Origin of the sequence: Roseibium sp. MMSF_3247 (genome assembly GCF_030733765.1) — a bacterium.
Classification (GTDB): domain Bacteria; phylum Pseudomonadota; class Alphaproteobacteria; order Rhizobiales; family Stappiaceae; genus Roseibium.
In genome coordinates this window covers 368,890-382,089 of record NZ_JASHII010000004.1, presented here as the reverse complement: position 1 = coordinate 382,089, position 13,200 = coordinate 368,890, and the positions used below count along the sequence as shown (strand labels likewise).

At 54.0% G+C, this 13,200-nt stretch carries 11 protein-coding genes; 4 read left to right on the top strand and 7 right to left on the bottom strand.

The genetic code is table 11. The annotated features are described in order from the left end of the window. Positions 1 to 93 precede the first annotated feature (93 nt). The gene (locus RBB44_RS15660) at positions 94 to 1,662 is read left to right on the top strand and encodes a caspase family protein (RefSeq protein ID WP_306148627.1); all 1,569 of its coding nucleotides are present in this window, start codon (positions 94 to 96) and stop codon (positions 1,660 to 1,662) included. Between the two features lie 79 nt (positions 1,663 to 1,741). Here the strand turns inward: RBB44_RS15660 and RBB44_RS15655 are convergent, their stop codons facing one another. Then, entirely contained in the window at positions 1,742 to 2,164 is a 423-nt protein-coding gene (locus tag RBB44_RS15655) for a biopolymer transporter ExbD (RefSeq protein ID WP_306148626.1), read from the bottom strand. 122 nt (positions 2,165 to 2,286) lie between these two features. Between RBB44_RS15655 and RBB44_RS15650 the strand changes: the two genes are divergently transcribed. From RBB44_RS15650 to RBB44_RS15640, 3 genes are all read left to right on the top strand, one after another. Next, complete coding sequence (locus tag RBB44_RS15650; protein WP_306148625.1) at positions 2,287 to 2,745, top strand: DUF1036 domain-containing protein; 459 nt, start codon at positions 2,287 to 2,289, stop codon at positions 2,743 to 2,745. Between the two features lie 65 nt (positions 2,746 to 2,810). Then, positions 2,811 to 3,245 carry a hypothetical protein gene (locus RBB44_RS15645; RefSeq protein WP_306148624.1) on the top strand — a complete coding sequence of 145 codons (435 nt, stop codon included), beginning with the start codon at positions 2,811 to 2,813 and terminating at the stop codon, positions 3,243 to 3,245. Positions 3,246 to 3,280: 35 nt separating this feature from the next. Further along, complete coding sequence (locus RBB44_RS15640) at positions 3,281 to 3,937, top strand: MotA/TolQ/ExbB proton channel family protein (RefSeq protein ID WP_306148623.1); 657 nt, start codon at positions 3,281 to 3,283, stop codon at positions 3,935 to 3,937. Positions 3,938 to 3,943: 6 nt separating this feature from the next. On the opposite strand, the gene RBB44_RS15635 is transcribed toward RBB44_RS15640, so the two are convergent. The 6 genes from RBB44_RS15635 to tssM form a co-directional block, all read right to left on the bottom strand. Then, positions 3,944 to 5,608, bottom strand: a complete 1,665-nt coding sequence (locus tag RBB44_RS15635) for a hypothetical protein (protein WP_306148622.1) — start codon at positions 5,606 to 5,608, stop codon at positions 3,944 to 3,946. 116 nt (positions 5,609 to 5,724) lie between these two features. Next, positions 5,725 to 6,150, bottom strand: a complete 426-nt coding sequence (locus RBB44_RS15630; RefSeq protein WP_306148621.1) for a biopolymer transporter ExbD — start codon at positions 6,148 to 6,150, stop codon at positions 5,725 to 5,727. Between the two features lie 31 nt (positions 6,151 to 6,181). Continuing rightward, entirely contained in the window at positions 6,182 to 8,101 is a 1,920-nt protein-coding gene (locus RBB44_RS15625; protein WP_306148620.1) for a serine/threonine-protein kinase, read from the bottom strand. Next, positions 8,098 to 8,871 (bottom strand): PP2C family serine/threonine-protein phosphatase, encoded by a 774-nt coding sequence (locus RBB44_RS15620; RefSeq protein WP_306148619.1) that lies wholly within the window; start codon positions 8,869 to 8,871, stop codon positions 8,098 to 8,100. Before RBB44_RS15620 ends, RBB44_RS15625 begins: the two co-directional genes overlap by 4 nt. Beyond that, positions 8,868 to 9,542, bottom strand: a complete 675-nt coding sequence (gene tagF / locus RBB44_RS15615) for a type VI secretion system-associated protein TagF (RefSeq protein WP_306148618.1) — start codon at positions 9,540 to 9,542, stop codon at positions 8,868 to 8,870. The genes RBB44_RS15620 and tagF overlap by 4 nt, the downstream gene beginning before the upstream one ends. Before the next feature lie 4 nt (positions 9,543 to 9,546). Next, positions 9,547 to 13,197 (bottom strand): type VI secretion system membrane subunit TssM, encoded by a 3,651-nt coding sequence (gene tssM, locus RBB44_RS15610; protein ID WP_306148617.1) that lies wholly within the window; start codon positions 13,195 to 13,197, stop codon positions 9,547 to 9,549. Between the last annotated feature and the right edge of the window lie 3 nt (positions 13,198 to 13,200).

Sequence of the window (13,200 nt, the reverse complement as noted above, 5' to 3'; positions counted from 1 at the left end):
CCTTGGCAGGTATACATGTTCTCACTTGAACGAATATCTGAACAAGATCGGATCAACCGACCGGCGACACCAAATCGATGAGAGGACATGGAGATGTTCAAACACTTGATCGCCGTGCTTGCAATTGTACTCGCTGGCACCGCACCTGCACTTGCAAAACGCGTTGCTCTGGTTATCGGCAACGGCGCTTATGAACACACAATCGCACTGCCAAACCCGGCCAACGACGCTGAAGTCATGGCTGGTAAGTTGCGCGGGCTAGGTTTCGACGTTGTGTCCGGTATGGATCAATCCTACACGGACATGCGCCGGACGGTGATGGAATTCGCAAAAAAGGCCTATGGGGCCGACATTGCGCTTCTCTTCTATGCAGGCCACGGCATGCAGATCGCTGGCCAAAACCTTTTGATCCCGGTTGACGCGAAAATTGAAGACGAAACCTCGATTGATTTTGAGACAATCTCAGTCGACTTCATCATGCGCCAAATGTCGAAGGACGTGAAAGTGCAGATGGTCTTTCTTGACGCGTGCCGTGACAACCCACTGGCCCGCACCTTGGCCCGCCGTATGGGGCCGAGTCGCTCCGGCGCCGTTGGGACAGGCCTCGCGGAGATCAAGGTCCAGGAAACCGGCGGTGAAGGCTCTGTGATTGCGTTTTCAACCAGCCCGGGCGATGTTGCCCTCGATGGCGAAGGCAGCAACTCGCCGTTTACATCTGCTTTGATCCGCCACATCGACACCCCGAACGCATCCATTCAAACTGTCATGACACGGGTCACTGGCGATGTTTATGATGCAACCGAAAAGCGTCAGCGCCCGTGGGTGAACGCCTCCCTGATCGGTGAGGTTTTCTTGAACAAACAAAGTGATGCCGGATCTCAACAAGTTGCGAGCCTTGGAGACACCGCCAAAACAGCGCCGCAGGCTGTTCAACCGGCTGCTTCGTCCGCAGCAACCCAATCCACCATCGCGTGGGAACGGGAAAAACTGGTTTGGAACACCGTGAAGGAAAGCGACACAATCGCAGATTATGAAGCTTATCTTTCTGCTTATCCGGAAGGCACCTTCAAAAACTTCGCACGCAACGCAATCAAGCGCTTGCAAGACGGCACACAAGTTGCGGCGCGAAACTCCTCAGCCAACGATGCGACAACAACCGCCGGCGTAGCGAGTTCGGCAACAGCACTCCCTGACCCGCAAAAGGCAGTCCCTGGAACAGCTGAAACAGAAGCATCAATCGGCTGGAACCGCACGGCACGCCGTGAAGTCCAGACACGGCTGAACCTCTCCGGCAACAATGTCGGCCGTCCAGATGGTGCGTTTGGCCCGAAAACCCGCGCTGGCATCACTGCCTGGCAGACCCAGAACGGCTTGGTACCAAGTGGCTATTTCACAGCTGCGCAATACGTGCTGCTGACATCTCAGACCGAGACCCAGTACGCGGCCTATGTTGCAGAAGTGAACCGCAAACGGGCAGCAGCTGCAGCAGCCAAGAAGACACGCAGCAGCACAACCCGGACCAACACGGCGACCACTCACAATCATCAGAACACACGGCAGCGCCAACAGAACAACAATAACGGTGGCAACACTGCAGGCGCAGCGTTCATGGGTGGCGTCGTTGGTGGCATTATTGGTGGAGCCATCGGCAGCCGATACTAGCCGCGGTCACCACAATCAGCAAAAGGCCGGTCCCAGACCGGCCTTTTTTGTGAAATGTCCCACCAGACGATCCCGAAGTCTAGTCAAGATGCAGGTTTATGCTTCCCATGCGTGACGTGCGCGCAAGGTCGAGGACATCGACCATATCCTGAAAATCAAGCGTCCTGTCGGGTATCAACAAAACACTGGTCGCGCCCAATTCCGACAGGCGGTTCAGTTCGGGGACAACCCCTTCCAGCTGCACTCGGACACCATTGATGGCGATGTCCAAACTTTGCAACTCTCCACCACTTACAGTAATTAACACAGAAGGCGTATTGCTACTTTGTGGGGTTGTTGGTGCTTCTGCGCCGGCGATCCGTCCCAACAAGACATCAATTGGGCGCCATACTCCAAACGTTGACGACAAAAGAAAAAACATCACCAGGATGAAAATTACGTCGATCAACGGCGTTAGAGAGAGCCGTTTGCGAGCGCCCAGAGGTTTCCGTATCCGAAGCATTACAAGTCTCGTGGTTGCCTTTATCCCAGTCAGACAAAATTTAACCAGGATTGCAAATATCGTTTCCGGTTTGACCAGATATTGGGAGTCCCATAGGCTGCATCCAACCGGGGAAACGGTCCATGACGCAAGCTTACTGGAAACTGGGAAACAGATATTCGGCCTGGAGATTACTGAAGCCCTCCATTGCCCTTGCCTCATTTGCTTGTGCGCTCTTGGTCTGGACCTCGACTGCAAGCGCCGGATTGAAAATCTGTAACGGTTCGTTGGATCTTGTAAACGTTGCTGTCGGCTACGAAACCGAGGACGGGATACGCACAGAAGGTTGGTGGACCGTGACCGCCAATGCCTGCACCCCACTGATTCAAGGGGATCTTAGTCAGAAGAAATATTATTTGCATGTTTCGGACGGTTTTGGCGAAAGCCGCCTGACGGGAGATGTCACCCTTTGTATCCGTGAAGAAAAATTCGTGTTGTACGATGGTGATCAGTGCTGGCAACGCGGGCTGATGGAAGCCGACTTTTATCAGGTCGAAACGGAGGGCGCTCGAGACTGGACGGTTCTGCTTTCCTATGATTGAAAACAGAAAGTGCATGTTGTCTGTGTAGAAAGTGGAATGGCTGGTATCGGACGCTGGGGGACGGAATGTATTTTAGAAAGCTTATCGCGCTGATCTCGGCCGTTACGGCATTGTGTCTATTATCATCGGCATCCGCTCAGGATGCCGCCGGTAAAATTGAACTGGAACTCAACCAGGTGCAGTCCAATCAAGCCGGTGGGTGCCGTTTGTCCGTGATTGCTACGAATGGTCTTGAAAGACCGATCGAAAAACTGGGGCTTGAACTCGTCGTGTTCAACAACGAGGGCATTATTGACCGGTTGATGCGTCTTGATCTTCGGCGCATGTCGGCTGGAAAAACAAAGGTCCAACAGTTCGATCTGCCTGATGTTTCTTGCGACGGACTATCCCGCCTTCATATCAACGACGTGGTCAATTGTGTTCCTCCGGCCATAACTGATGTGTACTGCCCGGATCTTTTACAACTGTCCAACCGCACGTCATTGCAATTCGGGGATTGAGACCTGCCATCTGAGAGCGACGGAGAAATTGCTTTATGATTGGTTCGCCATCGTCCTTGCTTGAATTCGGGGGACCGGTTGTTCTTTTGCTGCTGTGTATCTCGGTATTGGCGGGCGCGATCATTACCGGCAAAGTTCTGCAATTCTGGATGGTGCGGGTCGGAAAGCACATAAGTGTGCGCAAAGCCGTCACACTATGGCGATCAGGTGACCGGACCGCTGCCTCGCAAAACCTATTGAAAGACAGGTCCTTGTCGGCAGCTCTTGTGCGCAGCGCCATGGACGCGCTTCAGGCACTGGACCGGCAGCAATTATCGCTTCAAGAACGGGACATTCGAGAAGAGCGTTTAAGAGAAGAAGTGTCTGCCCGAGCGGCTGACCGTTTATTCGCATTGGCAAGCTGGTTGAAAGCCCTGGACCTGGTAAGCCAGGTTGCGCCTCTACTCGGTCTGTTCGGTACGGTTCTCGGTATGATCGAGACATTCCAGTCACTTCAGGAATCCGGCTCCTCCGCTGATCCGTCAACACTTGCCGGTGGCATTTGGGTTGCCCTCTTAACAACAGCCTGCGGCCTTGCGGTCGCAATACCAGTATCGGTAGCTGTCACATGGTTTGAAACCCGCCTTGAGAAAGAACGGGCCACCCTGGAAATCCTGTTGACTGGCGTTTTCACGGCAGGCCCCGCCAAATGACCTTTCTCAACGTGTGACTTTAAAGGCGGTCAGGGAATAGACACCGGGATACTCCAACACGCTTGGTATTCGGGACGCTGGGTGTGTCCCAAACCTCGCCGGCTGGTTGTTTACGGGTCGATTCCAGACGACCAAAACAAGCGCCGTTTCTTCATTTCCGGAAGACAATTTTGTGACGGGGATTGCAAACCGCCACCCGCCTGCTCTGCTGGGATCGCTATATGGCAAAACAAACGAACGACCGTCATGGATCTGACCGATATCGTCAATGAGATACAACTCTGGCGGCCCGATGCCGAACAAAGGCACGCCGCTTTTTTGCGCTACGAGTATCTTGTCGGTGGGAAGATCTCGCCCCACAACGCCTGACACTGCAGTACCGCTTCGGACAACGGTTTTATCAAGGGAAATTAGATTAACAGCCTCGATCCCGTCTGAAACGCTCAATGTATCCAAGAGCGCGCATTGCGGCTGTGTAACTACCCTTAGCTCGATATCTGCAGCAAAGCCCTGATCTTGCTTGAACTTTTTATCCAGCGTAACGAACGGCTCAATCGTGGCCCCAAAAGCAGTGATTTGCGCAGTGTTCACGCCAGCGGACTCAACCGTCACATGCGCGCAATCACCGACATCAAATGCAGCGACATAAGACTCGATCCTTTCGGTCGGGTCGAGAACGTCTACATCGGAAGGCTCGACATTTCCCGGTCGCGCCACAGTGCTCTCAGGCACAGCAGCCGGTTCCTGGATTAGATCCGCCGGTTTCAGTACGTCAGCACCGCTCAGGGATTCGAAGGCTGCAACTTTCTGCTCAACAGCGACGGGATCCGGCTTGATCGCCTCTGGTAGAACTGGCGGAGGAACAGCGTCAGGCAAAATGACCATAGCACTTGTATTCACTGCAGCGCTCGGTGGAACTTCAGGAGGGGTTATAGAGGTTACGTTAGCGGGCAATACGGCATCGACTGTTGATTGAAGGGGAACTGACGGAGATAAAGGATTTAACCCATCATCCCGGCTCGCCTCTGGCACTAAAACACCACTCATCGGCTCATCAGCTGTTGTGCTAGCAATTTCCGGGACGTCAACGCCGGGCAAGGGTTCGATAACCAGCGAGGTTCCCGGTCCGGCATTATCCTGCAATGGCGAAGCTAACGGAACAAAAGTGGTATCCGGGGCAAAGTATTCCGGCACTATGGCGACGGCCGTTGTATTCAAAGATGCAAGAGTTTCTGCAGTTGGTGCGACTGGCACAGGTGTCACCTGCTCTAGCTCCGGCACTTGTCCTGGTTGCTGCTCTATCGCTTTTACCGCTTCCAGCGCGGCGGGAGCCGATGCAGACGGAGGCGCTTCTAATTTTGAGGGTGTAATCGCCTCTGGCATCGGCCCCTCGGCCAACGCTTGCACAGGCGCTGTGACCACAGATTCGGGCAGATGACTTGCCTCTACCAACACCTGTGGGTTAGCGATGTTCGCCTCCTGCGGCTGCGGAGAAACAACGGTTTCTGACCGAACGTCGGTCAAAATGGCTTCGTCGGGAGCGACTTCCGATAACGCAGCTGCCTCAATAGCGTCCGCAACTTCAAACTGAGGGCCGCCGACGTCCAGAAAAATCTCTGTTTCAACCACCTTACGCTGGTCTGGAATTGGCGTGAGCTGAAGTTCTGGCAATCCAACGGTCAGAACGATGACATGGACGCCAAGGGATACCAACAAACCGGTTGCCCACAGTCGGACTGAAAAGTGGCCGTTCGAGCTTTCGGCCGAATAAGGTACGACCGCTGGCATTACTGATCCGCAGCCTCCAAGGTGATCAGTGTCAGTTTCTTCAGCCCAGCTTTTCTAGCCTCACCTGCAACCACGTTCAGGCTGTGGATGCTCGTACGCCTGTCGACCTGAAGAGTTAAACTGCCCCCAGCCCCGGCAAGTCTCGTCAAGCGGTTTGAGAGTTCAACAGCTTCCAGCAACTTCGTTCCGTCCCAGACAGCTCCATTTCTGTCGAGGGCCAGGCTTCCTTGGATTGCACCTGCCGCCTCATCTTCGGACGTTGTTTCTGCCCACTCGAATTCTTGCGGCAACGGCGGGCGTAACGAACCAGCAACCAGGAGAAATACCAGTAGCAAAAACACGACATTGATTAACGCAAGTGAACTGTCACGTTTGGGGCCAGTCACAATCTCTGGCAGGTGTATCGGCTTGCTAAAGCGTTTCATTTGGCATCTGCCTGCCGGTGCGCAGCGAAGGTCAAGGCAGTATTTTGATCGTGGTTGCAGTTGCGCGCAAGACCTCGCCATTTCGTTCTAGAATATCGAAATAGGCGGGGGCCGCCTTCTCCGTAACACTGGCAAGTGCTTTCGGAAGATCCTTGCCAACCATTGCAATGATCAATCCGGTCTCCTCGTCCGACCGGTTCAGTTGCAGGGGAACAACAAATCCCGCACCGCCGTCGTCAGATTGGAGAAAGGAAGTCAAATCGGTGACCTGCCCGTCGCTGGCAACTATTATCAGGCCAAGTTCCCCCGCCGCAGGATCAAAGCCGGATATCCTTCCAGCCATATTGCTGCCGTTTTCCAAAACAGTCCGTTGCATATCCAAGAGAAGGTTGGTTTCGCCTGCCCCTTGTGGTGTTGCCTGCAAAAACGCTATCGCTGGGCACTGCGCATCCTTCACCAGATTGGCCTGAATTGTCGCTTCGTACCCCTGCGCTTTCTTGAAATCACTGTCGAACGTAATGAACGGGGGCATGCGTGCGGCAAAGCCTTCGATCTCTGCTGAGTTTCCAGCAACCTTAAGCGGCTGAAAATACATGCAATCGCCTGTCTGGTAACCCGCGACGTACTTACGGACACGATCTTCCGGTGTCATTGGAAGTGTCTCAACAACAGGGGCTGTTTTCCTCCCCGAATCAACCTCGTTCTCGCTTGATAAACTCGGTGAAGCCGGTTGCGTTGACGCGCTTTCGATCGTGTCTTTGTCTTGCGTTTCGCGACGCTCCGCACTGGCCGTCGGAGCCGCCGAAACGGTAGGCTCATCACCGGTAATGGGTTGAGAAGCTGTCTCCTTGCTCACATCTGGAGCTGCTGGCGCTACGGGGGCGTTTTCCCTGGGCGTTGCTGCCAGGAACGGACGTTCTGGCCCGGTTTCCTCAACCGGTGTTCCCGCAACGAAATAAACACCCGCTGCCCCCAAGCCGGCAAATCCCAAAAGTGCCAAACCCAACAAGATTTTCCGGGGCCATGTTGACGCGGGTGGCGGCTGATCAAGCATTTCCTGCTCGGTCGGCGCGCTTTTAGAGAATTGTATGACTGTTTTGTCTGGGATCCCGGTTTGCATGGGAGCACCCATTGTCCAGTTGGCAATATCGGCCATCGACGCTGGACGGTTAGCAGGATCAGGCTGAAGCATGGCTTCAAGCAAAGGCTGAAACCGTAGATCTATACCGTCCAGAGGTGGCAGGATCCTCCGCTTCTCAACGATCTGCACTTGAGTGCCGCCCATATCCAGCTGCTTACCGGTAAGAGCTTCCGAGATCACAAGGCCAAGCGCGTAGATATCACTGCGGGTCGTCACTTTTCCATCGAAGATGCCAACCTGTTCAGGCGACACATAATTGATCTTGCCCGCAAAGCCGTCACCGATAATCGTTGGACCGCTGGCCTGTGACTTGGAGATACCAAAGTCGATGATTTTGGCCTGTCCCACATCGCCGTTTTGCAGAATGATGTTGTCTGGTGACAGATCTCGGTGAATGACATGACGCTCGTGAACAGCCTGAAGAGCACCCGCCAGCCGTTTCAACAAACGGAAGACTGCTTCGGGTTCCAAAGCCCCCTGCTCTAGCCTCGAACTAAGCGATGGCCCTTCCACGAATTCCATGGCCAGATAATAAATGCCGAGCTCCGGTTCCTTCGCAAAAACGAAATACTGCGTGACCGCCTCGTGCGTCAGCTTTTTCAAGATTTTTGCTTCACGCCGGAACAAATCCACGATCATTTGATCACGGGCAAAACTGGCAAGCAGCACCTTGATTGCGACCGGATCTCCACTCTCCAGGTCGCGCGCCCGATAAACCGTTCCGATCCCACCGTCAGCGATGTGTTCCTCAATCTCGTAGAGATTGTTCAAACGGGTCCCTTTAGGCAGCAGGTTACCAGATACGGTCATTGCGATGTCTCCGCCTGCGGTTTCGTTGCAAAGCCAATATCAACGATCACAACGGTTACATTGTCGGATCCGCCGGAATCCAAAGCGCCATTGATCAGTCCTCGTGCAGTCGGTTGTGGCGCTCCATTCATGAGAATGCTCTTTATCACCGCGTCATCAAGATGCCCGGTCAGGCCATCAGAGCACAACATGAACCGGTCGGATGGTTGAAGATTGCCCGTTACAACATCGAGTTCCAGATCCACACCAGATCCAATCGCCCGAGTAATGACATGGCTCCGCGGGTACCGTTTGGCTTCTTCAGCTGTCAGAACTTTGCGATCAACGAGATCTTGTGCTTCGGTATGATCCGTCGTCAGCTGTTCCAACCGGCCCTCACGGAACCTGTAGACCCGGCTATCTCCGGCCCATAGGCATACAAAATGTGCTCCATATGTCAGCAAGGCCGCGATGGTCGTTCCCATCATGACACCTTCTGATCTTGCTGCTGCCTTTTCGATTTCGTTTTTCGCCCAAACCACACGGCTCTCAAACTGATCAAACAGATCTGTTGCGCTCGCGGGATCCGTTATGCCGGACAGGGATTCACACACAATTTTCGAGGCACGTGCACCATCATTCATCCCGCCGGCGCCGTCCATGACGGCAAAAACCCCCAGGTTTTCATCGATGAAATATGCGTCCTGGTTTTCTTGCCGCATCCGGCCAACATCAGTTAGGCCCAGGGCAAATCCGTGCAGTTTTGGTAGTGGTTCCAATCTCGCGGTCATGTTTGCAGATCCTCCCGAGGCTGCCCATGATCATCCCCTGCCGTCATTCCGGGCCTGTGCGTGGCAAACAGCTCCGGCTTCACAAACCTAACAAAGTCTTGAGCCTTCGGTATGCCATCGAACCGGAAGCTGTATGTTTCTCCCCGGGCATCTGTCCAAAACTCAGTTTCCAAAACGCGAGCGACGTCACCGGATAAGAAATCAACTTGTTTATTCAAAACTTCTGAGGCGGCCACCGCCGGTTTCGGGTCTTCAAGATTACCGGCCCTTTGTTGAAACTCCTCAAGCTCAGCTGTCTCCTCAAGAGAAAAAAGCAAGACGTCTTTGACGTCATCGTACCAGCCCTCAGCTGGCTTGCTGGCCGAAGCTGGCAACCCTGCCAACTCAGTTACAATTGCCAATGGATATTTTCTGCCGACGCGGTCCACACTCGGCATGAAGGCACCAGCGACCGCTGTTCGCATTGGACAGTTGCCAGCTACCGGTCTCATCACGAAATTCCAAACCGGCATGGTCATGTATGCACCCTCCCATGCCTCTTTCAGTTCCAAGCTGGCAGCAGCGAGACCTTCCTGCAAAAACGGTTCCCAGATGACCAGAAAGCCCGCGGGACAATTTCTGCTGACAAAATCCCCACGCATGGGCAGTTTTCCAAAATAGCCGCTCGCCATTGCGCTAAAAGCTTGTAGGACAGCGGAATTCTCCAACTGCCGAAAGGAAAAATGGATTTGGCTTGGTGCGCAGCGTCACTGTAAATGCCACCTGGCGGCCACCAAGTGTCTTTCGAATGACAAAGCTGTCACCGCTGGAACTCACACGATTGGCCCGTACGAACCGATAAAACGCCCAATCACCATGGACTTCCTGACGGGATTTGTATCCGGGCACTTCCGGTACCATCACTAGGACGACCCGTGGGGTCGCTGGATTGCCCGGCCAATCGAAACTTGCCGGCAGCGGCTGGATTTCAGCATTAAAGCCTGGACCGCGATTGACCAAAACCAGATTCCCATTCACTTCCATGCTCGCTGCATCGGCTTGCGGTGATAGAGCGCGCGGCACGACCTGCAGCCCAATGGATGGATACGCATTGCCGGTTGGAAAGAATGCTTCACGGATCAAATCCGCACGTTCGAATTGGCGCAAGGTCGCATTCGACAAGCGGTCTGCTTGCGTCACCTCCGGTTTCCAGGTCCAAGGCCGAGCCTGAGTGTTCACAAGCGCCTTCAGATTTTCTTCGAAAAACTGCTTCATTATACCGGACGGTGAAAACAGTTTCGCGAACTCAGTCATCGCCACTTCGGAACGGCCATTGCTGAACGGATAGTTCCGCCCGACGATCTTCTGACAGCTGCCGACAACCTGAATCTTCAGTTTTTCATTCAATTGCGAGATGGAGGTTTCTTTGTATTCGTCATCGAACTCTTGTGCAGCTTGCTGGATCAGGCGATCAAGGGGGCTGGGAAACCGCGTTGCATTGCTGCGCAGTAAAGACGCCTGGATCTGCACGTTGGAATTTGCCGTCTCGCTCTGGATCGGGTTGTTCGCAACGACCAAGAGATTGTCGAGAATATTCTTGAAGTTTAGCAGCAGCGCATCGATTTTCCGGCTGTTTTCTCCTTCGACGAGGACATGATACGGACGGAAATAGTCTTCGATTGACTTTCCTGGAATGACGCCTGGGTCGCTTTGTCCAGCGCCCCCAAGCGCGTTCGAAATCCCACCAGGCGCAATAAGCTCTAGTCCAGCCTCAAGCCCGATACGTTTAAGACCTCCGGACGAATCCAGGACATAACGCTGGAAGACCTTTTGCGCCGCCCCTGCCCCGACCTCCTGAGCCTGATTGCTCGAAACGCCTGTCCCTTGGGCACTTTCCGAAAGATCTTGGGTTAGAGACGTATCCCGGCGGATGCTCTCCAAGAGTTGGACGATTGGAGATGTCGGCGCGGAGACTGCCTGCAACGCTGTATAAAGCGGCTTGTCGCTGCTCATCGACTTAAATTTCAGGTTTCCCAGAGCCGTATCCCAGGCCGCTATGAAATCCTTGGTGTAAAGCGCCAAAATCTCCGACGGGAGGGATTGGTATTGTCCGGCAAAGGCATTGGCTTCGCCAATCTCACCAAACAGCCATTTGTCTCGTTCCAACTCCTCACGAATACCGGCAAGGTTCGGAAGGACCGTCAAATGAAAACCCGGATAGGTGAAAAACTTGTCGACAGCCACTGTATCCAGCGTGTCACCGTTTTCCGTTTCAAAAACAGTCTGCATGTCCGGGCCGCCGCGTTGCTCGGCAATCCAATCATCCGCTGCCAATCCCTTGGCGCGCGATTTCAACAGGGCATACCCGCGCTCTGCCAGGCTGACGCGAGCAAGTTCCCGCTGTACTTCCTCAACGAGCGCTCCATCCAATTGGCTGGTTAAAACCGAACCACCAAAGTCCAGATCCAGCATCGCTGTAATGTGGCTGTTCAGCTGAAGACGCAGGGCTTCATTGCCAGGACCAGGGAAGCTCGCCAGAAAATCAGCGCGGAAGGAGTTTTGGATTTGGTCGCGGTCAGTTTCCGGCGCATCACCGGCAACCATCCGGTAGAGTTTCGCCAAATTGTAAAGGACATCGATGTCGCTGCTATCTGGGCCCCGCCGATTGTCCAGAACATCCGCCATCTGCTCTTCAATCCTGAGCAACAGCCGTGGCCGAAGCAACCTTTCCAACCCGCTCCGGTAGGAGGAAATCCCCGCTGCGACAAGTCTTTCCCGTTGACTGAGGCCAAATTGCTCCATCACGGGTGTCGGGTCGTCTTGGGTACTGTATCCCGCCGGCAAAAGCCGGAGGTACAAGAGGATCGCATTTACATCGACCAGGTTGTTATCGCGGACGATCCTTTGATCGATAACCCCTTCGCCTGTGGCGCGAATACTGGCGACCGCCGCATTCGTTTCTTCAATCAGGGCTTTATTGTTGAGGTAGCTTATGGTCCAGAGGCTTCCGAGCCCGAGGGTCAACAAAGCAATGGCTGCGTAAACCGATATTCTTCCCGCCGTGGCAAGCCGGACAGCTTGGCGGTTGCTCGTGACCCAACCCGATTCCCCAATAATGACTTTTGTTAGAAGGTCCCTGAGGAAATAGCTTTTACCTTGTCCCGAAAGCGCTGCAGCTTGATAGGCAGTGCCAAATGCCTGGCTCATAGACCCAATCACCCGGTCAATCGCAGTTCCCGTCTGTGTACCGGATGTGAAATAAAAACCGCGCAGCACCGCGTTCGGGTAGTAGCGGCTGGGTTCAAAGATAGCGTTCATGAAACCGACGACACGATCTTTCAATGCCGCGACTTGTGTTGGCAACCCGAACAGCATGAGCCGGGCTCTCGGATCCGGTTCCTCCTGCAAGCGGTCCGGCAGTTCTTCATTTAAACGCTCAATGAGAAGGTCAAACTCCGCTGGCGTTTCCGCGACCATGTTCTTGGTCTTCTCACGGGTCTGGAATGTGGCACCCCAGACCAGGTTACGGCGGGTTTCCGGATAAGACCCGAAAAACTCCATGAAACCGGCAATCGTGTCGGCTTTGGTAAAAATCATATAAACAGGAAAGTCGATCTTAAGTGTCTTGTAGAGTTCAACCAAACGCGCGCGGATCGCATCCGTATGAAGCTTTAAATCCGCCTCTGACAGTATCATCAGGTCTTCCAGGCTGATGGACACCATGACACCGTTGATCGGTTGCTTCGGTCTTGCTTTCCGAAGCAGCTTCAAAAATCCTTGCCACGCCTCCCGGTCATGTTCTTCATCAGAGTCTTGCGTCGTGTACCGCCCGGCTGTATCGATCAGAACCGCACTCTCCGCAAACCACCAATCGCAGAACCGGGTTCCTCCCAAACCTTCAAGTTTTTGCGCCTCGCCTTTGCCCCGCGAGTTGGCAAATTTCAATCCGGATTGCATCAATGCGGTTGTTTTTCCGGCACCAGGCGGACCGATCATCAAGTACCAAGGCAGATCATACAGATACGTTCTTGAATTGCCGCTCGCTGTCTTCAAGGTCTTGAGTGCATCTTTCATGCGCTCAGACATGATCTGCAGGTCCTCTTCGCTCGCTTTTGGCTGAACGATTTCCTGTTCGAGTGCCCGGTTTGCTGCAATGCGCCTGTAGATCCGGTATCCGGTCCAGCCGCCGAGTGTAAGCAGTATGATGAGCGACAACGACAAGCGCACCCAAAGCGGTTCAAACGGCCGCACACCGGCGACAGCCAGGAAAGGCCCGCCGAAGCAGATCAAGGCGATCATGGCGACGATACCGATCAAAACAGCAATTATTCCAAACCAGAACTTCATCTA

What these genes read in the sequence shown, in the direction of transcription:
- RBB44_RS15645 (WP_306148624.1), top strand. Translation starts at nt 2,811, where the DNA reads ATGTATTTTAGAAAGCTTATCGCGCTGATCTCGGCCGTTACGGCATTG.
- RBB44_RS15650 (WP_306148625.1), top strand. Translation starts at nt 2,287, where the DNA reads ATGACGCAAGCTTACTGGAAACTGGGAAACAGATATTCGGCCTGGAGA.
- RBB44_RS15655 (WP_306148626.1), bottom strand. Translation starts at nt 2,164, where the DNA reads ATGCTTCGGATACGGAAACCTCTGGGCGCTCGCAAACGGCTCTCTCTA.
- RBB44_RS15630 (WP_306148621.1), bottom strand. Translation starts at nt 6,150, where the DNA reads ATGAAACGCTTTAGCAAGCCGATACACCTGCCAGAGATTGTGACTGGC.
- RBB44_RS15625 (WP_306148620.1), bottom strand. Translation starts at nt 8,101, where the DNA reads ATGACCGTATCTGGTAACCTGCTGCCTAAAGGGACCCGTTTGAACAAT.
- tagF (WP_306148618.1), bottom strand. Translation starts at nt 9,542, where the DNA reads ATGGCGAGCGGCTATTTTGGAAAACTGCCCATGCGTGGGGATTTTGTC.
- RBB44_RS15660 (WP_306148627.1), top strand. Translation starts at nt 94, where the DNA reads ATGTTCAAACACTTGATCGCCGTGCTTGCAATTGTACTCGCTGGCACC.
- tssM (WP_306148617.1), bottom strand. Translation starts at nt 13,197, where the DNA reads ATGAAGTTCTGGTTTGGAATAATTGCTGTTTTGATCGGTATCGTCGCC.
- RBB44_RS15640 (WP_306148623.1), top strand. Translation starts at nt 3,281, where the DNA reads ATGATTGGTTCGCCATCGTCCTTGCTTGAATTCGGGGGACCGGTTGTT.
- RBB44_RS15620 (WP_306148619.1), bottom strand. Translation starts at nt 8,871, where the DNA reads ATGACCGCGAGATTGGAACCACTACCAAAACTGCACGGATTTGCCCTG.